Source organism: Polaribacter sp. KT25b (genome assembly GCF_900105145.1).
Lineage (GTDB): Bacteria > Bacteroidota > Bacteroidia > Flavobacteriales > Flavobacteriaceae > Polaribacter.
Genome location: NZ_LT629752.1, coordinates 1,854,393 through 1,877,386, shown reverse-complemented (window position 1 = coordinate 1,877,386; position 22,994 = coordinate 1,854,393). Strand labels below are relative to the sequence as shown.

Sequence of the window (22,994 nt, the reverse complement as noted above, 5' to 3'; positions counted from 1 at the left end):
ATAAGATGAAAAAAGTTTTAAATTTAGCATTTGCTTTTACAATTGCAACATTCTTTGTTGCTTGTAGCGACGACGAGAACACATTAGCAACAACAGGAGATTTAACCGTAGATTTAACAGGTTTAGAAGAGTTAGGATCAGATTTCGTTTACGAAGGATGGTTAATTGTAAATGAAAATCCAGTAAGTACAGGTACTTTTACAAGTGTCTCTTTTCCTCAAACGTATACTGTAGGAATTAATGATTTACAAACTGCAAGTAAATTTGTATTATCTATTGAACCTGCAGGAGAAACAGGAGAAGCAGCTTTAGAACCAGCAGCAACAAAAATTTTAGAAGGAGATTTTTCTGGTAATTCTGCAAATGTATCTTCAACAGGAATAGTAGGAGACTTTAGTACTTCTTGGGGAAAATATATTTTAGCAACACCAACAGATGCTGATGATACAAATGAAGCAAGTGGAATTTGGTTTTTAGATAATTCTGAAACAGCAACAGTAGCTGGTTTATCTTTACCAACTTTAACAGATGGATGGAAATATGAAGGATGGGTTGTTTTAAACGGAACACCAGTTAGTACCGGTACATTTTCTGCCGTTGATTTAGCAGATGATAATGCAGCGATTTCACCTTATAAAGGAACAACTGGTAATGGACCAAGTTATCCTGGAGAAGATTATCTTATGGGTTCTGCAGCAGGCGTTAATTTTCCTACAGATTTAAAAGGTGCAACTGTTGTAATTTCAGTAGAACCAAGTCCAGATAATAGTGCTGCACCTTTTACTTTAAAGCCTTTAGCTCATGTTGTTCCTGCTGATGCAATGAACCATACTGTAATTTCAATGGGAGCAGGACCATTAGCAGTTTTATCAGGAAGTGTTTCAAGATAACAGAAAAGAATACAATCTACTATTATGTTAATGGTTGATTTATATGAAGGGCAATTATGTGTTTATAATTGCTCTTTTCTGTATATAAAAATACCCAATACAGTATAAAACTAATATTGGGTAACAACTAACCGAAAAGTTGTATTTTATTTAGTATTTATTTTTAAAGGCATAATATAAATCTCTCCTTTTTTAGCTCCTTTTACTATTACTTTTTTGTAATTCAATTTATGTTTAATAATAGATTTTAATTCATTAATTTTAGAATCTACAGAAACAATAACTATTTCATTTTCATTATTAATTATAAATGAAATTTCAGCAGAACTAGCTTCATCTAATTCTAAATACAATTCAGAACCTAACATAGAAACAATTTCTGTTCTAATCTCTTTGGTAATTTCTGATGGCTTTTTTTTTGATGCTGTAGTTGAAAATGTTGTTGCTAAAGTAATCGCTAAAATTGCTGCAAAAGTTTTTAAATTTCTCATAATAAGTTTGTTATTTAAGTTTATATATGAGTAAGACTACTAAGTTTTAAAAAGGTTTCATTTAAAAAGGCACTTTAATAAATTCTTAACAAGATTTAACTAAAATTAAGAATATAAAAAAATAGATAAAAAAGAGAGTTATTTTTTTGCTTTTTCTACCAGTTCTAATTTATCTACGGATGTTTTTGTTGTAAAAAAACCATAGTTAATAGTAACTTTTTTTCTGTCAATTTTATCAATTGTGCCAACAGAATTAGAATCTATAATTCTTACTCTATCATTAACTTTATAGTTGTATTCAGATTTTTCTTTGGCAATTTTAATGGCTTCAATTTTCTTTTCTTTTCTAACTTCTACTACTTTTTCTAAAACCTCTTTTTCTATAGTTTTAATAATTTCTTGTTGCTTTTTTTCTACAACTTTTGCTTTTTGCTTTTGAGCTTTTGTTTTAGGTTTTTGAGGATTTTTCTTTAAATGTTTTACTTTTTCATCTGTAACCCATTTATTAAAATTACTAGTTAATTCTTTTTTATTGTTAGTTTGAAAGTATTTATTTATCAATTCGTTCATCTTTCTACCTAGAGAAAGCATTTTTTGATTACTATCATACAACTCTTGAAAACCAGCTAATTTATCTTGAATTTTTTGTTCTTTTTCTTGTAAATTATCTAAATGCCTTTGTCCTTTTGTTTTTTGTTTTTCTAAATTATCAGAGTTTTTTTGAAGTCTATTTCTTTCTTTCTGAAGATTAGAAATTGTTTTATCTAAACGAACCTTTTCTGTTTCAACTCGTTTTTTTGCTTTGTTGATAATATTAAAAGGAATTCCGTTTTTTTGTGCAACTTCAAAAGTAAAAGAACTTCCTGCTTGACCAACAAATAATTTATATAAAGGCTCTAAAGTTCGCTCATCAAATTGCATGTTTGCATTTGTAACATTTTCTAATTCGTTTTCCAAAACTTTTAGGTTAGAATAATGAGTTGTTATAATTCCGAATGCTTTATTATGATAAAATTCTTCTAAGAAAATCTCTGCCAAAGCCCCACCTAATTCAGGGTCAGAACCGGTACCAAATTCATCAATTAAAAACAATGTGTTTTCATTACATTTTCGTAAAAAATTACGCATGTTTTTTAAACGATAACTATAAGTGCTTAGTTGATTTTCTATTGATTGATTATCTCCAATATCAGTTAAAACAGTACCGAAAATATAAGTTTGACTGCGTTCATCAACAGGAATTAAAATTCCACTTTGCAACATAATTTGCAATAAACCAATCGTTTTTAAAGTAATACTTTTTCCGCCAGCATTAGGACCAGAAATAACAATAATTTGTTGTTTTTCATTTAGTTCTATTGTTTGAGCAACAGTATCTATTTTTTGTTTCTTATTCTTTTTCCATAAAATGGGATGATATGCATTCTTAAAAAATATCTTTTTTTCTTTTGATATTTTAGGCAATATAGCATTCATTTCTAATGCATATTTTGCTTTTGCACCAATTGCATCTGTATGAATTAAAAAAGTAATATATTCTTTTAATAAATAAACAAAAGGGCGAATTGTTGTTGCTAAAGCGCGTAAAATTTTTACAATTTCTTGCTTTTCTTCATAAATTAAATTCTGATATTCTCTGCTATAAGAAAGTGTTGCTTGCGGAGCAATATAAACGATGTTTCCAGATTTTGAAGCACCGAGTAAACTACCAGCAACTTTTCTTCTGTGCATAGCAGAAACAGCTAAAACTCGTTGATTATCAACAACGGTTTCTTTAATATCATCTAAATGTCCTGCAGAAATTGCTTTGGTTAAAGCACTTGTAAAACTAGCACCAATTTTTCCGCGAACATTATTAATATCTTTTCTAATTTGTTTTAAATCAGATGAAGCATTGTTTTTTACTTCGCCAGAAATATCAATAATTTTCTTAATTTCATCATCAATAAAAGTGGTAAACTCAATTTTTTGAGAAAGTTCAAAAAAAGTTGGAAACTGAATTTGAAATTTTTTAAAAAATTTTATCAGCTCATTTACAGTAAGTGAAGTAGTTGCTATTTTTAAAAAAGCGTCTGTTTCTATAAAACTATTTTCAATAGCTAATCGTTTTACACTTTCTGTAATATTGTCAAAGTTATGATTAGGAACCCTGTTTTCACTTGTAAATGAAGTTACATATTCATCTACTAAATGAAGTTCTTTAATTAAAACTTTTTTATTGTGAATAGGTTTAATTTCTAAAACTTTTTCTTTTCCTAAGCCCGAAAGACAAAACTCTGAAATGTGTTGTAAAACCGTTGAAAATTCTAAATCTTGTAATGTTTTATCTGATATGTTCGTCCTCAAATTTGTATTTTTGAATTATACAAGACCTATAAAAATTAAAAATATAAAAGGTCTATTTTAACAACAAAAATAAGAAACTATGCAAGTAAAAATAGCTGATACTTGGAAAAATATTTTACAGCCTCAATTTGAGAAACCTTATTTTAAAGAACTCATAGATTTTGTGAAATCAGAATATCAAAAACATACTTGTTACCCACAAGAAAATGACATTTTTGCTGCTTTTGATTTTTGTGCTTTTGATGATTTAAAAGTGGTAATTATTGGTCAAGATCCTTATCATGGAGAAAATCAGGCAAATGGTTTGTGCTTTTCTGTTAAAGATGAAATTAAACATCCACCGTCATTAGTTAATATTTTTAAAGAAATTTCCACGGATTTAAATCAAGAAATTCCACAAAGTGGGAATTTAGAAGAATGGGCAAAACAAGGCGTTTTATTACTAAATGCAACGCTAACTGTGAGAGCTCATGAAGCTGGAAGTCATCAGAAAAAAGGTTGGGAAACTTTTACCGATGCTGTTATCAAAAAGATTTCTGATGAAAAAGAAAATATTGTTTTTTTGCTTTGGGGAAAATTTGCAGAAAGTAAAACGAAACTTATCAATATAGAAAAACATACAATTTTCACAGCTCCACATCCTTCTCCTTTAGGTGCTTGGAGAGGTTGGTTTGGAAGTAAACATTTTTCTAAAACAAACAAGTTTTTAAAATCTATTGGTAAAAAGGAAATTAATTGGTAATTAAAAAAGAAAAGATAAGAATTTACGAATTTTAATGAAACAAAAGTTCTCGATACAATTTTCTCCTAAAGTCGAAAATCACTCGAACTGACAGTATGTTTAAACTCTGTGTAAAATAATAAAATATATTTGTACTCGAACTCACATACTGTCAGTTCGAGTGAAATTCTTTTTTTAAGAATTTTGTATCGAGAACACAGTCATAAAATTTAATTCGTGTGGTAATAAAAGATACTGAAACAAGTTTAGTCCAAAAAAAAATCCGCTAAAACGCGGATTCATTGAATTTGAAATTAAGAAACAAGTTAATTTATGTTAAATCAACTTGTTGTAATGTTATTTGGTTTGTTTCATTATCAGCTAAACCACAAGATTGAGATGTGCTTCTGCAAGAAGATAAACAACTGATTCCTAAAATACAAACTACAATAAATACTGCTTTCTTCATGGATTTAATTTTTTAGAATTTAAATGTACATATTTTTTATGAATTCTCCTGAGTTTTTCTTCTTTTCAATAACGTTAAACTTTACCATTTTATTTTGAATACGTGTAATTAAATTTTTGGTAATTGTTTTTCCGGCATTCCATTCTGTTATTTTAAGCCATTTTTGGATGTCATCAATCTTTTGCTCGTATCTTTCAGCTAAAATTTCATCAAGATTATCTATTTTTTTAAAGTCTTTAGTTTCTGCATTTATAATGTCTAAAACTTTTTTAACTTCCTCAAAATTATTTTCTAAAACTTCATTTCTAACGGCAACAACAAAACATGGCCAAGGAGTAGGGCAGTCGTCAATTCTTCTAAAAGTTCCATTATCTACCAAAGGTTTTGTAGTAAAATGTTCCCACATAAAATATTCGGCATCTCCATTTGTAAGCGCATCAATACCACCTTGTAAATTACCAACAACCTTAAATTTTAATTTTTGTATATCCCAATTTTGATTGTAAGCATTTACAATTGCCATTAAATGCGAGCCAGAACCAAATCTACTAATTGCAATTGTAGCGTTTTCTAAATCTTCAATTTTATTAAACTTCGATTTTGATCCTACATGAATTCCCCAAATTAAAGGAGATTTTACAAAGGTTTGCACAATTTTAGAAGGATTTCCGTCGGCAATATCTTTAATAATTCCTTCTGTTAAAACAATAGCAATATCAACATCTCCATTTCTTAACGCCTTGCACATTTGTCCAGTACCACCAGGAAAATCTTGCCAGCGTAAATTAATATTATGTTTGTTGTATTCTTTATTTTTAAGAGTGATATACCAAGGATAATTAAAATGCTCTGGAACACCACCAACTTTTAAGTTGGTCATTTACTGTATTAATTTTTCTAATGTATAAATAATTAAATCTGCAATTACTTTTCCAGGGTTTTTACTAAAAGTTCCGTTAGCTCTATTTGCAATAATTGCATTTATAGAGCAGGCATTATGCCCTAATAATTTAGATAAACCATAAATGGCAGAAGTTTCCATTTCTAAATTAGTAATTCTATGACCGTTAAAATTAAAGCTATCAATTTTATGATTTAATTCTGCATCTTGAATTGCTAATCTTAAAACTCTTCCTTGTGGTCCATAAAAACCACCAGCAGTTGCTGTAATACCAGTATATGTTTTTTCTGATGTAATTTTTGTCTCTAATTCTTTAGAATTTTTAATAATTACAGGATAAGATTTTTTATCGCTCCAATTTGTGTGAGAAACAAAAGCTTTTTCTATATCTGGGTTTGATATTTCATCAATTAGATAGGAGTGAAGAAGCCCATTTAAATCTAAACCATGAGAACCTATTACAAAAGAATCTACAGGAATATCTGCTTGTAAAGAGCCAGAAGTACCAATTCTAACAATGTTTAATTTAGTTAATTTTTCTTTAGGTTCTCTAGTTTTTAAATCGATATTTACTAAAGCATCTAATTCATTTAAAACAATATCTATGTTATCTGGCCCAATACCAGTAGAAATAACAGTAAATTGTTTGTTTTTATAGGTTCCTGTTGTTGTTTTAAATTCACGTTTTTGTGTAGTAAATTCAATAGTATCAAAATGTTTAGAAATTTTATCTACTCGATCTTGATCACCAACAAAAATAATAGTTGTTGCAATATTTTCAGGTCTTAAATTTAGATGATAAATACTTCCATCAGGATTTAAGATTAATTCAGATTGTTTTATACTCATTTATGATGTAATTTGAAGTAGTTTATTTGTTTCATTATGAAACAAAAAACTGTATTTTTTTGAGCCTCCAAGATATGAAATGTCATTTCTTAACTGGCCATAAAAATTTATTTGATTGTCTAAAACTTCTTTTCCTTTTTTAGAAAGCTTTACTGGATTAAAAGAAGAAAATAATTTATCGAGTGTTTTTATACTATACTCGTATTGTAAATCTCCAAAGCCGTAAACTTCTTGATCATTTATTAATTGATGAACTAATTCTTTTTTTGATGTTAGATTGTTTTTCTCAGCAGTTTTTAAAATAGTATTTTCAATTTTGTTTAATCCGTTTTCTATGGATGGAAAACGTTGTAAATGTGCCTCTATTGCAGATGCTAAATGTTGAAAAGGCGACATAGGATTAAATTTGTACACCGTTTCTAAACGTAAAGGAGAATCTGAACAATACAATTGCCAAATATAATCTGCATATTCAATATCGTCTTGGTTAAGTGTAACTCTATTTTTAAAATGTTGTAGAATTTCTTTTTTATTTAATTGAGACAAACCTAATAATTTGTTTGAACCTTTGACTTTACCACTAGAAACCAAGGTAATTTGATGTCCTTTTCTATAGCGTTTTAACCAACTTATTACTGCTAGCATGTTAATTTGACAAAACAAATCATGTTCAAACCATAATACAATTTCATCTTGTTCTTTTTGACTACAAAGATTTCTATATTCTTTTAAAGTATAATCTATAAATTTCTTTTTGCTGATATTATAAGACGATTTTAAAAAATCAAACCTAGTTTTCCAGAAATTTTCGCTACCAATATCTGAGGTTGTTTTTCCTTCAGAAAGCATTTCTCTCCAAGTAATAAACTCACCAGAAAATTTTAATTTTTTGAGATAATTAGTAGTAATATCTCCATTAGTGATGTGTAAAATAGATGCCCCCATAATTTTTACAAAACGTTTAAATATTTATTTTATTATACTGATTTAAAAGTGATTATCCTCCAACTCTTTTTACATTAAATCCTTTGTTTTTTAGCATTGTCATTATTTTATCTCTAAAATCTCCCTGAATTATAATTTTATCATCTTTAAAACTACCACCAACAGAAAGTTTAGTTTTTATTTCTTTAGCAAGCATTTTAAAATCTTTGGTTGCACCAGTATAACCTTCTAAAATAGTAATTGGCTTTCCTTTTCTTTTTTCATACTTACAAATTATTGGATCATCTTGTAACCAAATTGTCGATTTTTCAACTACTGGTTCTTCAGATTCAATATGTTCTGGAAATAAATTTTTTAATTGATCTTTAAAATTCATTTTTTTGTTTGAAGTTAGTAGTGGCAATAACCAATGAGTTTATAACTGTAAACTAAGCTAACTGAATACTTATTTTTTTAATCCTAATTCTCTTAAACGTTCATCTAAAAATTCACCTGCTGTAATATCACTAAATTGTTTAGGGTTATTTTCGTCTATACAGTTTTCTAAAACATTTAATTTCATATCAGAAATTGGATGCATAAAAAACGGAATTGAATAACGAGAAGTTCCCCACATTTCTTTTGGAGGGTTTGTAACTCTATGAATTGTAGATTTTAGTTTATTGTTACTGTGTCTAGACAACATATCACCAACGTTAATCATTAATTCATCTTCTTCTGCTACAGCATCAATCCAATCTCCTTTATGATTTTGAACTTGTAAACCTTTACCTTGGGCGCCCATTAATAAAGTAATTAAATTAATGTCTCCATGTGCAGCAGCTCTTTCGGCTCCTTTTGGTTCTGTTTTTATTGGTGGATAATGAATAGGGCGTAAAATACTATTTCCGTTTTTAATATAATTATCAAAATAAGTTTCTTCTAAACCTAAATGTAAAGCCAACGAACGTAATACATATTTGGCTGTTTTTTCTAACATTTGGTATGTTTCCTTACCAACTTCATTAAATTTAGGTAATTCTTCTACAATTACATTTGCAGGATATTCATCTGCATATTTAGAAGTTTTGTCTACATATTGTCCAAAATGCCAAAATTCTTTTAAATCTCCTTCTTTTTTTCCTTTTGCAGATTCTTTTCCAAAAGAAACATATCCTCTTTGACCTCCAATTCCTGGAATTTCATATTTTTCTTTTATATCAGTAGGTAATTCAAAAAAGTTTTTAATTTCTGAATATAAACTTTCTACTAATTCTGTATTTAAAAAATGACCTTTTAAAGCTACAAATCCTATGTTTTCATAAGCATGACCAATTTCATCAATAAATTTTTGTTTTCGGGTTTTATCGTCTGATAAAAAGTCTGCTAAATTTACACTAGGTATTTTATTCATATTTAATAATTTAAAAAAGAGGGATAAATTTACTAAAAAATAAGTAACAAAAGACTTATTTTTATTTTTTCTTAAAAGGTATCAAGTAACTAATGGTATAATTGAACCCAAAACCAGTACTTGTTTCATAGATTGTATTAAAACCTGGCGCGTATAAAGTTTTAAAATTTTCTGGTTCTTTTGTACTCATCATAACTTTATAAGAAATACTTGCACTAACAAACAAATTATTAAAAGTTTCTACTTTTAATCCGAATAAAAACTCTGTCCAATGTGCATTTAAACTTGATGCTGTAACTGGTGTATCTATTAAATCTGCAGGAAAATAAGTGCTATTAACATTTGGAGTATAACTATTTAAAGTCTGATCAAAAAGGCTAAAACCATATCTAAAACCCACAAAGATTTCGTTATTCATATCTAACCAATTTTCATAAGCATTATAGTTAATACCAAGTCTTGCATAACTTCCTTTTACGGTTGAGTTTGTATAATCTTCATCTGTAGTTTCTTCTTCATAACCTAATTCTGCAGCCACAAAAAAACGTTTAGAAATTCGGTAATCTCCAACAACCTCAAAGCCACTATAAGAACTACTAATACTTGATAATATAGGTTTACTAATATCCATTCCTAAACGAAATCCATAGGCAGATTTGTAAACAATAGTGTCTTTTTTAGGTTCTTTAATTTCACTTTTTGGTTTTTCTGGCTTTCTAGGATTTTGAGAAAATCCATCAACTAAAACAAATAAAAAGAAAATACTAATGAAATATTTGTACATGTGCTGAATTTTGATCTTCTATTATTGTTAATGTTTCTGGTGTAAATTCTTTAATCCAATTTGTATTATCAGATGAAAAAGTAACGTCATTAAAGATCACTTTATAACCACAAGATCTTGAAACGTATACATCTTCTGGAGTATAATTTATTGTGAATGTCGTATAAAGATTATCAGCTTTCGCACCATCTTCTTCATTTATTTTTAGATGATAAATAGTTTCTGTTGTTAACGAATTTAAAGGAATAGCAATACTATCTGTAGTTATACTTGTGTAATCATCTATAGTATCTTTTCCTTCTGCCCAAACGGATAAAAGCTTCGCCGTTTTTAATGTTTCTTGATTTGTTTCATCATAAAAACGTAAAACTAAATTTGGAGTAATTGGGTTTTTAACACAAAAATCATCTTTTTCACAAGTAGAAAAAATGATCGTAATTAGAATTAAAATAGGAATGATTTTTTTCATTAATAAAATTAAAAAATAAATTCAAAAGTAGTAAATAAACTCAATTAAAAAGCGAATTCATGAAATATTTAAAAGTTAAAAAATGCCAATTCTTAGGTAAATATTAGAAAGTCAGTGTTTGACTATATCCGAAGAAGGGATTCATAAAACTTTTAGAAAAAATAAATGAGTTTAAAAAACAGCTAATTATTCTACTTCTACAATTTTATTGATAGCTTCTGCTAAAGCAAAATCTAGTTCTGTAACACCTTGTGCATCATGTGTTTTTAGCGTAATATCTAAAGTATTGTACACATTTGTCCATTCTGGATGATGATTTAAAGCCTCACATTCAAACGCAATTCTGTTCATGGCAGACATGCAATCTTTAAAACTACCAAACTCTAAATCTGTGTGCAAAGCTTCATCATAATATTCCCAATCTGGTAAAGATTCTAATTTTAATTCTATTTCGAATTCTGTGAGTTTTTTCATCTGACAAAAAATAATTTAATTGATTTTTTAAAAGTAAAGATAATCTTTTTAGTCTTTGTTTTACATTGAAATATACCTACATCTAGGTATTTTAATAAAGTTTTTTTTTAAATATTTTTGATTTTATTAATTTATAAAAATTTTATTTTATGAAATCTATAAAAAAAACAATTTTATTATTTACTCTCTTGACACTTTATAATTGTTCAGAATTAAATTCTGCACTCTCAAACGTAAATAGAGGTATGGGAGGAAAGTGCAGGGTTTACATAGCAGAAAATTATCTTTATGACAGTTCAAGTGATAAATGGTTGTCTGGAAAATATTATACTAAAGATAGAGACGGTAACGACATTGATTATAAAGAAGATAGTTGGATTTCTAGTTGTGGAAAATATTATGCAAATAAAGGCGTTTTTAGCACCTATTACAGAACTAGTCCTTATTCTAATGGTAAATATAAGTTTGTAGTTTCGTGTTCTAGCTGGTATTAATAATTTAATTATCTCTCAAATAAAACCACAGTTTCTATATGACTTGTGTGTGGAAATTGATCTACTAAACTAATTTTTTTAATTTGATAACCAGCTTCAGCCAATAATTCTGTATCTCTTGCTTGTGTTGCTGGGTTACAAGAAACATACACCATTCTGTCTGCATTTAAATTGATTATCTTTTGTAATGTTTTTGGTGCAATTCCTGCTCTGGCTGGATCTAAAATAATTGTTTTTATTTTATCTTTATATTCAGGGTGTGCAACTAAGAATTTACCAACATCTGCAGCATAAAACTGTAACCCTTCAATATTATTTCTTTTGGCATTTTTTTGTGCATCTTTTATTGCTGATGCAACAATATCTACCCCAACAATTTTTGCGTTTTCACTTCTAGAAGCCACAATTTGACCAATAGTTCCTGTTCCGCAAAATAAATCCATTACAACAGTATTATCTACTTTAGATTTATCTTCTAAAACATATTCAACAACTTTAGAATACAATTTTTCTGCACATTTAGGATTTGTCTGAAAGAAGCTTTTCATGCTAATTTCAAAATTTAAACCTAACAATTCTTCCACAATTTTATCTTTTCCGTACACTAAATTGATGCTGCCAGAAGTTGCAATGGTTCTATCTCCAGTTTCATCATTAATTGTATGTAACAAACCAGCAACTCTATTGCCAAATAATTCAACCAAATAATTTGCGAATTTTTTTAAATCGAAATTTGGTAATTCAGGTGAAGTTGTCACTAAATTGAATAACAATTCATTGGTTTTGTAAGATTTTCTAACCACAAAATATCTAAAAAAACCAGTTTTTTTTGGTCCATGCCAAGGTTCTAAACCTGTTTCTAAACAATAGTGTCTAATGTTTTTTAGATTGTCTTCCATTTGTTTATCAAATAAACCAGAATCTTTCTCTAAATTATCTCCCATCCACCAAACACCACGTCTTTTAAAACCTAGTGTAAATTCATCTTTATCAGTTTTATTAATACGATCGTAACCAATTGCAGAAAAACCATATTCCATTTTATTTCTATAATGAAATACGTTTGGAGACACTACTAATTCGTCAAATAAATCTTCGATATTTTCAACTTTACCAATTCTTTTAAATAAAGATAAAGTGCTTTCTTTTTTATACTGATGTTGTAATTCTATGGGTAATTGAATGTAAGGTGCGCCAGGAATGTCTTGAAACGGAACTTCAACTTCATTTTCTGATGGTTCTAAAACATCAATTAATTTTGCTTCTGCATATTTTTTACTAGACTTGCTTATTTGTGCTTTCACCAATTGTCCTGGTAACGTATTAGGAACAAAAATAACAAAACTGCCTTCATCAGATTTTATTCTGGCAATTCCTTTTCCGCCAAAAGCGTAATCTTCAATTCTAAGTTCTAAAACTTGATTCTTCTTTACAAATTTATTTCGTTCTCTACGTGGCATATTTCAAAATTATAGGATTGCAAAATTAGGAAAAGAAATTTGATTGAACTCTTTTAAAAGTATGAAAGAAGAAGTAACTATTTATACTTTTTGTAAAACCTTAATTTTGATAGAATTTTACCTTAAAGTTTTAATAATAAAAAGCCCTTAAAAATAGAAATTTTAAGGGCTTTTATTGTTTTAAATATTAATTAACTTATTGTTTTATTATTCGTTTAAAGAATATAGTATTATTGTTGTCTTTTATTCTTAAAGAATAAATTCCGGCAGCTAAACCAGAAACATTAATGCTTTCTTTATTTTTAAATTCTAAAACTTTTTTTCCTGTTAATGAATAAATGCTAGCATAAATAACTTTTGAGTTATTTAATTTAATATTTAAAACATTCTGAAAAGGGTTGGGGAAAATAGTTATTAAACTTGTGCTGTTTATCGGATCAAGAACTGATAAACTACTAAGGTCAATAATATATTTTAAAAGGCCTAAATCGCTACTACCAATATAAGCTGTTATAGTATCTTTTTCAAAATGAAAAGCAGAAGAATAAGCTTGTATACCTAATAATTGTTCGTTATTAATTGTTTCCCAATTAGCTCCATAATCTACTGAATAGTATAAAGTGAACTTGGTGTATAAAGAATTATAAGTTGATGCAATTATAGCACCACTTGTTTCTGAAGAAAATTCGACTTTGTTTACTAAATCTTTGGTTTTTTTTACCCAATTTTCTCCATTATCCTCAGAAATAAAAATACCTTTTGAAGTTGCTAATGCTAAAAAATCATTGTTTTTTGGATCTTGTTTTAAATCAAAAATGATATCAGATTCGTCTAATTCATCTAAACCTTTACTATTGTTTTCCCAAGTTTCTCCCTCATCAATTGAAGAATATACTTCGTTTCCAATAGACAATGTTATTTTACCTGTGTTGTCTATAATAATTCCGTAAATAAAATTTAAAGTAGGAAGTTTAATGTCTATTTGTTCTACTTTATTAATATCGGTAAAATCTATTTTTTTTAAAACAGTTTCACTTGCTTCATAACCAGCAAAAGCAGCAAAAATTGTTTCTGTATGATTAGGGAAAGTTGCTTGAGCTGTAAATTTATTTTTAAATAAACTTAACAATTGATTCTTTGTAGCCCCATTATCATTACTTACATAAAGTGCTGATCCAAAAAAACTTGAACTAAAACTATAAATACGATTTGGGATGATTTGATCTACTAAAGTTTGACTTTCTCCACCACTAGAAAAATTATTAAGAGGCAAAATATTATAAGCAGTTTCTTTACCTGAGTTTAAGTCTCTGTGAATATGACCCTTTTGAACTCCATAATACAAGTTTGTATTAGTTTCATTTTTAAAAATAGCAGTGCTACCAGTACTAGTAAAATATGGTGAATAAATTTTGCTAACTGTTTGACCTCCCTCGCTTGAAAATAATGGAATGTAATTTGAACTTATAATTACTTCTTGATTATTTTGTGGATTGTAGCTTGCATTTAACCCGTAGTAATAACTATCTGTGTTATCATCTGGGTAAACTGTATTTTCAAAAGTATTTCCACCATCTTCTGAAATAGCAATCTCATTTTCTTCTAAAACAATAATTTGAGAAGGGTTGTTCTCATTAAATTCTATAACGGTAATATTGTTTAATGTGCTAGTTGTCCATCTTATAGAAATAATATCAAATGTATTACCATTATCAACAGATTTGTATAAGTTTTCTTCATTACCACCAAAACTAATACCTGTTCCTAAAAAAATAGTTTCATCGTTTGAAGGATCAAAAGCAATAGGATCTAGAACAATTCCTGGTAATTTTTCTGTAAAATTTCTACCAGCGTCATCAGAAATAAAAAGACCTCCGTCAACTTCAAGTTTTCCATTACCTCTTGTTAAAAATATTTTATCAGGATTATTAGGGCTAATAGCAACTTTATTAATAAAAACGAAATCATTATCATTTGTATAATAAATCATCTCCCAATTAGCACCTCCATCTGCTGTATAAAAAGTTTTACCTTCTGTTTCAAAACCAACAGGAAATTTTGTAGCCACAATTAATACGTCCATATCATTGTCATAAAAATCATAAGATACTAAATAACCTAAATCTTTTTGGTTGGGCAAAGGATAAGTTTTAATAATAGATGCAGATGAAATTTCATAAACCATTACAGCATTTACTTCAGTATTAGGTAAATGTGCTGAAAACGTTAATGATTTTCCATCAGAAGAAAGTTTCATGTCTTTTATACTAGCTCCATAATAAATAAGTGAGTACAATACTTGCCAATTTTTACCATTATCTTCTGATACTATAATGTGGTTGCCAAGAGTTACAGCATATACTTTATTTGGGATAGTTGCATCGTAAGTAACATTAAATATTCTTCCAAATTCATCAGATCCATCAACTTCAAGTTGCCCAAAAACAGACTGAAATGTTAAACATAAAATAAATAATAAAAGAGTAATTTTTATTTTCATAATTAAAGTGATTTTAGTGAATGACAATATTGAAATATAAAATTCATATAAACTAAAATTACAGAATAATTACCGTGACAAGAAAAAGAATTAATGTGACAATTAACATTAAATACTTGATATGTAGGTATATAGGTCTAAATTGTATTTTAACTCCATTTTAGAGCTAATTCGTTCTTTTCTTTTTCTTGAAGCTTCAATAGTTATATTAAATAAAGAAGCTATTTCTTTATTTGTTAAATTCATATAAAGATAACTGATATATCTAATATCATTTGCAGTAAGTTTTGGGTGTTGCTTTTTTAATTTGGATATGAATGTATGATTCACTTGTTCAAAATGAGTTAAAAAACTTTCCCATTCAGTATCACTCTTTAAAAGATTTTTTAATTCAGTTACTTTTCTTGAAAGAAAAACATTTTTAGAAACTTCTGTTTGGCTAGATAAAGAGTTTATTACTTCTTTTAATAATTCATTTCTAGCTGAAACTTGTAGCGCTTTTGCGGCTAACTTTTGGTTGCGTTTTTCTATTTCATTTTTTAATCGTTCTTGTTCTAAAAGAGAAAAAGCTTCTTTGGCATAAAGTTGTTTTTCTAACACTAAATTGTCACTTTTCTTTTTCTGAAGTTCTAATTGAATTATTTCTTTACTTCTATCATCAAGTATTTTTCTTTGTTTATTTTTTATAGAGCTATTTCTAAGCGCCCAAGTAATTAAGCAAATAATGAGAAGTAAAATAGTTAACAATCCGTAAAATAAAAAGCGATCTTCTTTTTGTTTTTCTTGATTTTTCTTTAGTTCTTGTTTGTAGTTTGCAATTTCAAACTTTACTTTATTGGTTTCAAATAGATGACCATTTTTAATCTTATTTAAAGAATTTGTTAGTGCAATTACAGAGTCTTTAGCTTCTATTGCTTTATCAATTATGTTGCTTGCTTTGTAAACTTCTGCCAATTGATTAAATGCCGATATTCTATTTTCAGAATTTAGAGAAGCCTCTAATGCAGCTTTAGCATAGCTTGTGGCTAGTGATAATTTTCTTGATTCTTTATAAATGTTAGAAAGTAAAATTAATATAGATATTCTTTCTTCTGAGTATGAAATACCTTTTAAATTCGGTAGAATTTTAGTTGCTAAAACTTTAGCTTTTTCAAACTCTTTTCTTTTATAATAATTATCTACTATTGCAGTTTCTGCTAATATTAAAAGAGAAGGTTTGTTTTTAAATATTTTTTTTCCATTTTCTAAATAATTTAAAGCAACATCTAATTTATTTTGTTGGTTAGTAACAATACCTAAATTAATTGAATACAATCCTTTTTTAGTCTCTAGATTATTTTCTAACGCAAGTTTATAGGCTTTGCCAAAATATTCTTCTGCTTTTTTAAACTCATTTTCTTTACTATATAAAATTGCTATATTATTTAAAACAATCATTTCTTCATTTTCATCAAGATGTTTAAGAGCTATAGTATATGCGTCAAGATAATTGTTTAAAGCTTCCCCATAATCTAACATTGAGTAATAATTAGCACCAATGTTATTTATCGCTAAGAATTGTTGTTTATACCAATGTTTTTCTTCAGCTATAGAATTAGCTTTAGTTAATAGTTCTAATGACAAAGAATACTCTTTATTATTCATTGCTTTTACTCCTTTAACTAGTAAACTATCTAAACTTGCTTTATTCTGAGCAAAAAAAGTGGTACTTAAAAGAATTAAAAGATATTTAAAAATAGACTTCATACAAATAAGAAATAATTGCTAAATTAACTTTTATTAAAAAAAAACATAATTAATAATGTGTTTTATTTTAAAGAATATTTAATGTTATTGCTGTTTTTGTAGATATAATGTTTGTTTTAAGTGAATCAATTGGTTTTTATAGATAAAACCATAATTTATTTTTAAAAATTATATTCCTTTCAACAATCTCTAAGTTTTTTAAAATTTTAAGATATCAATAAGTGCTAAATGATAATTACTATTAAAATAATTTGAAACTTTTATAATAGTTGTTCGGTTGTGTTATGTAGATGATTATAAACAAAAAAGAGTTTCTCCCTTTATAGAAGAAACTCTTATTATTCAGTTAAATATTTTGCTATTTAATACTCATTATGTAATCATACAGAGCTTTTAAATCTACTGCTTTCATATTTTTTGTAATACCTAAACTAGCATTCATTATTGCTATTTGACCAGGATCTTTATCAACAATAGGTTTGTTTTTACCTTTTAAAAAAGCTATTAAATCCCCTTTTTCAGTTTTATATTTTGTTGCAATATCTTTTACCGAAGGTCCAATAACTTTAGTTTTTTCTTGATGACAACCTGTACATGCATTTTTTTTAAAAAGCCTTTTTCCTTTGTCAATAGAAGATTGCGGAATTGTATTTAAAATTTCTTTTTTTTCTGTAAAACTTACTATCAGAAAAGAAACACAAACAATAAAAGCAAGACTAAATATGACTTTTTTCATAATAACTGTTGATTTTTAGTGTACAAGACAAATTTAAAGAATATTTTTTTTTAATCATTATAAAATGAAACTAATATTTAGTAATTTGCGGCTATTCGGGGATGATTTCTTTCCCACGCTGAATTTTCAGTTTCACTGAAAGGATAAAGGTAGAATAGGAATGGTTATTTTACTCGTTTAGCGAGTTTAATTATTAATTTTTTTTGAAAATATAAAAATAATGTTTTCAAATATTGTTTTTAGGTTAAACTAAAAACATAAAACTTAAATTATTTAAAATGGCTGTTTTAGACAAATTAACTTCGCAAGAAGCAATCGAATTAGAAAACAAGTATGGCGCGCACAACTATCATCCACTTCCAGTGGTTTTGAGTAGAGGAGAAGGCGTGTATGTTTGGGATGTTGAAGGAAAAAAATATTATGATTTTTTATCAGCATATTCTGCAGTAAATCAAGGTCATTGTCATCCTAAAATTGTAGATGCAATGATACATCAAGCAAAAACCTTAACCTTAACTTCAAGAGCATTTTATAATGATATGCTAGGTAAATATGAAAAATTTGCCACAGAATATTTTGGTTTTGACAAAATTTTACCAATGAATACAGGAGCAGAAGCTGTAGAAACTGCTTTAAAAATCTGTAGAAAATGGGCGTATGAAGTAAAAGGAATTCCAGAAAATAAAGCAGAAATTATTGTTTGTGAAAATAATTTTCACGGAAGAACAACTACTATTATTTCATTTTCTAATGATCCTGTTGCTAGAAAAAACTTTGGTCCATATACAAAAGGATTTGTAAAAATTGAATATGATAATCTGCAAGCTTTGCAAGAAGCATTAGAAAGTAGTAATAATATTGCAGGTTTTTTAGTAGAACCAATTCAAGGAGAAGCAGGTGTTTACGTACCTTCTGAAAATTATTTATCAGAAGCTAAAAAAATGTGCGAAGAATACAACGTATTATTTATTGCTGATGAAGTGCAAACAGGAATTGCAAGAACAGGTAAATTATTAGCTGTAGATCATGAAAATGTAAAACCAGATGTTTTAATTCTTGGTAAAGCATTAAGTGGTGGTGCTTATCCGGTTTCTGCTGTTTTGGCAAATGATCATATTATGAATGTAATAAGACCTGGAAATCATGGTTCTACATTTGGAGGAAACCCAATTGCAGCAGCAGTTGCAATGGCGGCTTTAGAAGTTATTAATGATGAAAATTTAGCAGAAAATGCAGAGAAATTAGGTGTTATTTTTAGAGAAGAGTTAACTGCTTTTGCAGAAACTAATAGCTTGGTAAAATCTGTTAGAGGTAAAGGTTTATTAAATGCAATTTTAATAAATGATACAGAAAATAGTTCTACAGCTTGGGACATTTGTATAAAACTAAGAGACAATGGTTTGTTAGCTAAACCTACACATGGTAATATTATTCGTTTTGCACCACCTTTGGTAATGACAGAAGCACAATTAAGAGATTGTGTTGCTATTATTAAAAAGACTATTACAGAATTTAAAAAATAATTTTTTTAAAAAGATAAATATTTTAGCCAGTAACTTATGTAATGCAAGTTTCTGGCTAATTTTTTTTGTCTATTTTTGATATATAAATTAATATATTTGATTATGATAGGAAACCCAATTACACAATTAGAGCAATTAACGATAAATACAGAAGCAAAATCCTTTTTAAAAGAAACTGCAAAATGGGCATTCTTTTTATCTATAATAGGATTTATAGGAATTGCTTTTTTAGTAGTTTTGGCTATTTTCTCTGGAGTTATTTTTAGCGCTATTCCGCAAGCAAAAGAAGTTCCTTTTGATCTTGGTTTGGCTATGACAATTGTATATTTATTATTTGCAGTTTTATACTTTTTTCCGGTGTATTATTTAATGCAATTTTCTAATAAAATGAAAAAAGCTTTAGCAACAAAAGATGATACTATTTTAGCAGATGCTTTTAAAGTTTTAAAATCTCATTATAAATTTATTGGTGTTTTTACAATTATTATATTGTCTTTATATGCAATGCTAATTGTAGTTTCTGTAGTAACAGGATCTCTTTTGTAAGAAAAAATATTGATGAAAAAAAAGAGGAAGTTTATTTTAAACTTCCTCTTTTTTTATCTAATTAATTATTTTTCTTTTTAAACAAACCATTAATAACATTTTTCACTTTGTCTTCATTGTTCGTTTTTGTTGTATCTTTTTTATCACCAGTAATTATATTTATCAACTTGTCTTTGGTGCTTGTGCTTGTAGAATCTTTTTTAGTGTCACCACCAACTAAATTAAGTAGTTTATCTTTACCAGAATTTATTAAATTTTGCTTTTGCTGTTCTACTAAATTTTTAACCAAGTTAGCTGTAGCGTCTTTTATGTTTGTTGTAAAACTAGGACTGCTAAAGCTTCCGTTTAAACTTGCATTAACAGGAATACTTGTAATTTTTTCTGCATCTTTTGATGATAATTTTGCAATTAGATTGGTTACTTCTGTGCCTAAATATTTTACAGGAACATCAAACTTAATATCATAATTCATTGTATTATCAAAACCATGTTTTCCACCAATTTCGATACCAATATCTTGATATTTTAAAGGAATTGGCTTAACAGTTACCGTTCCGTTTTCGAATGATAAATAAGCATTAATTCCGTCTAAATTTAATTTATCAGTATTTAAAAATGAAACTTTTTCGCTTAATAAACTTAACGCTTTAGAATTACTAGAGTTTAATGTTGGATTTAATAGTTTTCCAAATAAATCTCCAGAAATAGTTTTTAAATTTGGAGTAAAGTCATCACTTAAATTTCCAGAAACATTTATTGTAGAATTCATTTTACCGTCAATTGTTTTGGCAATAGGCGCAATGGCTTTTAACATGTCTAAAGTGCCAAAAGAATCTGCTATATTTAATTCTTTTAAATTTAAATCCATGCTAAAACTATAAGTATCACCTTTTGTAGAAACGTTACCTGTAAAACCAATGTTTCCTCCAAAAACTTCTGTTTTTAAATTTTCAAGATTTACAGTTTCGTCTTTAATATAAATAGTTCCAGAAACATTTTTTAGGTTGATATTATCATAAACAACAGTTGTAGCAGTTGCGTTAAATTTGCAATCTAAAAAAGCAGGGATTTTTATTTTTTCTGTTTCTTCTTTTTTATCAACAGTAGCAGTAGTACTCGTATCAGTAGCTAAAAAATCTGACACTTTAAATGTATTTGAATTTAAACTAAAGTTCCCTTTTAGTGTTTGATCTTTAAAAATAAAACCATAAAAATTATCTAGATTTCCTGTAATAGAAATATCAGAATCTCCAGTTTTTGCATCAAATTCATTTAATTTAATGCTGTTTGTGTTAAAAGTAATGGCCGTTTTATTAATGTAAAAAGGTTTCGCAACATCTTTTCCATCATATTTAAAATCGTTTACTTTTACTTGACCAGCATTTTTAATGTTTTCATAATTTCCTTTATCAACAGAATTCATGTCAAAATTGGTGGTAATATCAGCATTTAAAATTCCAGCTAATTCTTGTTCAATTGGTGCAGGATACACTTTACCAATATTTGCTAAATTTATGGTTCCTTTTGCTGTTAAGTTTATTTTCGGATTTGTTGTAATATCTTTAATATTTCCGTTGGCAGCAAAAACATCAGTATCTATTTTAAAAGTTAATTTATTTAGGTTGATGTAAGTGTCTTTTATATTTCCTGTTTTATTGATAACTCTTGTATCAATATTGATTTTTTGTACAGATTTTGGCAAATCATTATACTTAAACATTGCATCTTTTGAAGCAAAAGAAATATCAAAAGCAGGAATTGTAGTTTCTGATAAAACACCTTTTACAACGCCATTTAAATCAAAATTACCTGCTGTTTTTATCGCATTTAAATCTCCTGAATATTGTTTAGGTAAAAGCGCTAACAAGTTTTTAAAATCTGATGTTGGTGTTTTAAAAGTGATGTCATAAACCTGTGTTTCATCAAGCATTTGAATAAAACCATTAAATTCTAAAGGCAACTGATTGATATAACCTGTATTTTCTTTAAAAGTATATTTGCTATTTTTTAAATCTATTCCTAAAACAGCATTTAAAGAAATTGCAACATTGTTAAAATAATTGGTATTTTCATAATCAAAAGAAAGTTTTGCTGTGGTTTTTGTATCTAAATCTAAAATTTCTTCAGCAAAATTACCTTTTCCATAATGATAAATGCTGTCTAATTTCATTTTCATATTAGAACTTCTGTCCAAATACATAAAACTCATGTTTTCAAATTCATAATCTTGAATGTTTAAAGAAAATGAATCTGATTCTGAACCGGTTTCTTCTGCTGTCTCATTTTTTAAAGCAATATCATAATTACCAATACTTTCTGTATTAAAAATGATGTTTATTTGTCCGTTTTTAGAAGAAAAACTTTTAAGTTCAAGCGCTTCCTCTTTATCTTTAAAGAGTTCGGTAATACTCATACTTACACTTACCTCTTTAGTGCTAAATAATGTATCGCCAATAAAAGGAGCTTTATTTGCAACTACAACATCTTTTACAGTTAAACTAGCTAACGGAAAGTTCTTAAAAAAACTTAATTCAGTATCTTTAAAAGTTACGGTTGCATTTATATTTTCGTTAATAGTTGTAGATACCATTTCTACAATTTTATCTTTAAATAGAAACGGAATAGCAACCAATGCAATTATTAAAATTAAGAAGACTGCAACTAACCATTTTAAGACTCTTTTTACTAAAGAATTTTTCTTTATTTCTTTGTTCATATTTCTATTTAATTATCATGTAAACCAAATGCAAATTTATTGTTTACAGCAGATAAACGTGTTTATTTTTCGTTAAATTGTTTACTTTATAAAAAATCAAACAAATAAGAATCTTATTTTTTATGATTTAAATATTTATTGTAAAAAAAATGCAATTCAATAAAGAACTGCATTTTTATTATAAATAGATTCTTAGTTTTATTGACCAAAAATTTCCATCATTCTTTCTTGCATTACTTCTTCGTTTTGTAAGTTTTCCCAACCAATTTTAGAGATTACCCAAACAATAAGAAGTATAAAAATTAGATTTAAAATAATACCTATAATTCCTAATATTTTACCTGCACTTGCGTTTCCAGAACTTGCATAATTTTCAGGATTATTTTGATAAACTTTTAAAGCTTTGTTACCTAAAACAAATGCGGCAATACCTAAAGGCAAACCTAAAACTCCATAACAGATACAGGTTAGTAACGAGAAAATTCCTAAAACTAAAGAGACCGTTGCATTTGGTAATGTTTGTTTTTCCATATTATTTTTT

22 protein-coding genes are annotated in these 22,994 nt (G+C 27.5%); 5 read left to right on the top strand and 17 right to left on the bottom strand.

Features of this window, described 5'->3' with window-relative positions; genetic code table 11:
- Positions 1 to 5: 5 nt before the first annotated feature.
- Positions 6 to 890 (top strand): anti-sigma factor, encoded by an 885-nt coding sequence (locus BLT70_RS08070; RefSeq protein WP_091893359.1) that lies wholly within the window; start codon positions 6 to 8, stop codon positions 888 to 890.
- A 146-nt stretch (positions 891 to 1,036) separates the two neighbouring features.
- Here the strand turns inward: BLT70_RS08070 and BLT70_RS08065 are convergent, their stop codons facing one another.
- Positions 1,037 to 1,381 (bottom strand): hypothetical protein, encoded by a 345-nt coding sequence (locus BLT70_RS08065; RefSeq protein WP_091893357.1) that lies wholly within the window; start codon positions 1,379 to 1,381, stop codon positions 1,037 to 1,039.
- Positions 1,382 to 1,519: 138 nt separating this feature from the next.
- Positions 1,520 to 3,727: a DNA mismatch repair protein MutS gene (locus BLT70_RS08060; RefSeq protein WP_091893355.1), complete on the bottom strand. Its 2,208-nt coding sequence runs from the start codon at positions 3,725 to 3,727 to the stop codon at positions 1,520 to 1,522.
- A 79-nt stretch (positions 3,728 to 3,806) separates the two neighbouring features.
- On the opposite strand from BLT70_RS08060, the gene ung reads away from it, so the two are divergent.
- Positions 3,807 to 4,469 (top strand): uracil-DNA glycosylase, encoded by a 663-nt coding sequence (ung, locus tag BLT70_RS08055; RefSeq protein WP_091893353.1) that lies wholly within the window; start codon positions 3,807 to 3,809, stop codon positions 4,467 to 4,469.
- Between the two features lie 310 nt (positions 4,470 to 4,779).
- On the opposite strand, the gene BLT70_RS17130 is transcribed toward ung, so the two are convergent.
- The 9 genes from BLT70_RS17130 to BLT70_RS08015 all read right to left on the bottom strand — a co-directional run bounded on the left by BLT70_RS17130 (position 4,780) and on the right by BLT70_RS08015 (position 10,732).
- Entirely contained in the window at positions 4,780 to 4,917 is a 138-nt protein-coding gene (locus BLT70_RS17130) for a hypothetical protein (RefSeq protein WP_157691863.1), read from the bottom strand.
- Positions 4,918 to 4,936: 19 nt separating this feature from the next.
- The gene (locus BLT70_RS08050) at positions 4,937 to 5,797 is read right to left on the bottom strand and encodes a substrate-binding domain-containing protein (RefSeq protein ID WP_091893351.1); all 861 of its coding nucleotides are present in this window, start codon (positions 5,795 to 5,797) and stop codon (positions 4,937 to 4,939) included.
- Positions 5,798 to 6,667 (bottom strand): nucleoside phosphorylase, encoded by an 870-nt coding sequence (locus BLT70_RS08045; RefSeq protein ID WP_091893349.1) that lies wholly within the window; start codon positions 6,665 to 6,667, stop codon positions 5,798 to 5,800.
- Complete coding sequence (locus BLT70_RS08040) at positions 6,668 to 7,612, bottom strand: DUF1835 domain-containing protein (protein ID WP_091893347.1); 945 nt, start codon at positions 7,610 to 7,612, stop codon at positions 6,668 to 6,670.
- Between the two features lie 52 nt (positions 7,613 to 7,664).
- Positions 7,665 to 7,988 (bottom strand): translation initiation factor, encoded by a 324-nt coding sequence (locus BLT70_RS08035; RefSeq protein ID WP_091893345.1) that lies wholly within the window; start codon positions 7,986 to 7,988, stop codon positions 7,665 to 7,667.
- A 69-nt stretch (positions 7,989 to 8,057) separates the two neighbouring features.
- Positions 8,058 to 9,005: an isopenicillin N synthase family oxygenase gene (locus BLT70_RS08030; RefSeq protein WP_091893343.1), complete on the bottom strand. Its 948-nt coding sequence runs from the start codon at positions 9,003 to 9,005 to the stop codon at positions 8,058 to 8,060.
- 61 nt (positions 9,006 to 9,066) lie between these two features.
- Entirely contained in the window at positions 9,067 to 9,789 is a 723-nt protein-coding gene (locus tag BLT70_RS08025; protein WP_091893341.1) for a DUF6048 family protein, read from the bottom strand.
- Complete coding sequence (locus BLT70_RS08020) at positions 9,770 to 10,258, bottom strand: DUF6452 family protein (protein WP_091893339.1); 489 nt, start codon at positions 10,256 to 10,258, stop codon at positions 9,770 to 9,772. The genes BLT70_RS08025 and BLT70_RS08020 overlap by 20 nt, the downstream gene beginning before the upstream one ends.
- Positions 10,259 to 10,444: 186 nt before the next feature.
- A complete protein-coding gene (locus tag BLT70_RS08015; protein WP_091893337.1) occupies positions 10,445 to 10,732 on the bottom strand; it encodes a 4a-hydroxytetrahydrobiopterin dehydratase in 288 nt (95 codons plus the stop codon).
- Positions 10,733 to 10,881: 149 nt separating this feature from the next.
- Between BLT70_RS08015 and BLT70_RS08010 the strand changes: the two genes are divergently transcribed.
- Entirely contained in the window at positions 10,882 to 11,226 is a 345-nt protein-coding gene (locus BLT70_RS08010) for a hypothetical protein (RefSeq protein ID WP_091893335.1), read from the top strand.
- An 8-nt stretch (positions 11,227 to 11,234) separates the two neighbouring features.
- Here the strand turns inward: BLT70_RS08010 and rlmD are convergent, their stop codons facing one another.
- From rlmD to BLT70_RS07990, 4 genes are all read right to left on the bottom strand, one after another.
- Positions 11,235 to 12,686, bottom strand: coding sequence for a 23S rRNA (uracil(1939)-C(5))-methyltransferase RlmD (gene rlmD / locus BLT70_RS08005; protein WP_091893333.1), 1,452 nt, complete (start codon positions 12,684 to 12,686; stop codon positions 11,235 to 11,237).
- Positions 12,687 to 12,882: 196 nt separating this feature from the next.
- Positions 12,883 to 15,186 carry a T9SS type A sorting domain-containing protein gene (locus BLT70_RS08000; protein ID WP_091893331.1) on the bottom strand — a complete coding sequence of 768 codons (2,304 nt, stop codon included), beginning with the start codon at positions 15,184 to 15,186 and terminating at the stop codon, positions 12,883 to 12,885.
- Positions 15,187 to 15,294: 108 nt separating this feature from the next.
- Positions 15,295 to 16,932 (bottom strand): tetratricopeptide repeat protein, encoded by a 1,638-nt coding sequence (locus tag BLT70_RS07995; protein WP_091893329.1) that lies wholly within the window; start codon positions 16,930 to 16,932, stop codon positions 15,295 to 15,297.
- Positions 16,933 to 17,290: 358 nt separating this feature from the next.
- Entirely contained in the window at positions 17,291 to 17,668 is a 378-nt protein-coding gene (locus BLT70_RS07990; protein ID WP_091893327.1) for a c-type cytochrome, read from the bottom strand.
- A gap of 278 nt (positions 17,669 to 17,946) precedes the next feature.
- On the opposite strand from BLT70_RS07990, the gene rocD reads away from it, so the two are divergent.
- Positions 17,947 to 19,191: an ornithine--oxo-acid transaminase gene (gene rocD, locus BLT70_RS07985; RefSeq protein WP_091893325.1), complete on the top strand. Its 1,245-nt coding sequence runs from the start codon at positions 17,947 to 17,949 to the stop codon at positions 19,189 to 19,191.
- A gap of 102 nt (positions 19,192 to 19,293) precedes the next feature.
- Positions 19,294 to 19,737 carry a DUF5362 family protein gene (locus tag BLT70_RS07980; RefSeq protein WP_231962846.1) on the top strand — a complete coding sequence of 148 codons (444 nt, stop codon included), beginning with the start codon at positions 19,294 to 19,296 and terminating at the stop codon, positions 19,735 to 19,737.
- A gap of 61 nt (positions 19,738 to 19,798) precedes the next feature.
- Here the strand turns inward: BLT70_RS07980 and BLT70_RS07975 are convergent, their stop codons facing one another.
- Entirely contained in the window at positions 19,799 to 22,453 is a 2,655-nt protein-coding gene (locus BLT70_RS07975; protein ID WP_091893323.1) for an AsmA family protein, read from the bottom strand.
- A 198-nt stretch (positions 22,454 to 22,651) separates the two neighbouring features.
- A complete protein-coding gene (locus BLT70_RS07970) occupies positions 22,652 to 22,984 on the bottom strand; it encodes a CCC motif membrane protein (RefSeq protein WP_091893321.1) in 333 nt (110 codons plus the stop codon).
- Positions 22,985 to 22,994: the final 10 nt, after the last annotated feature.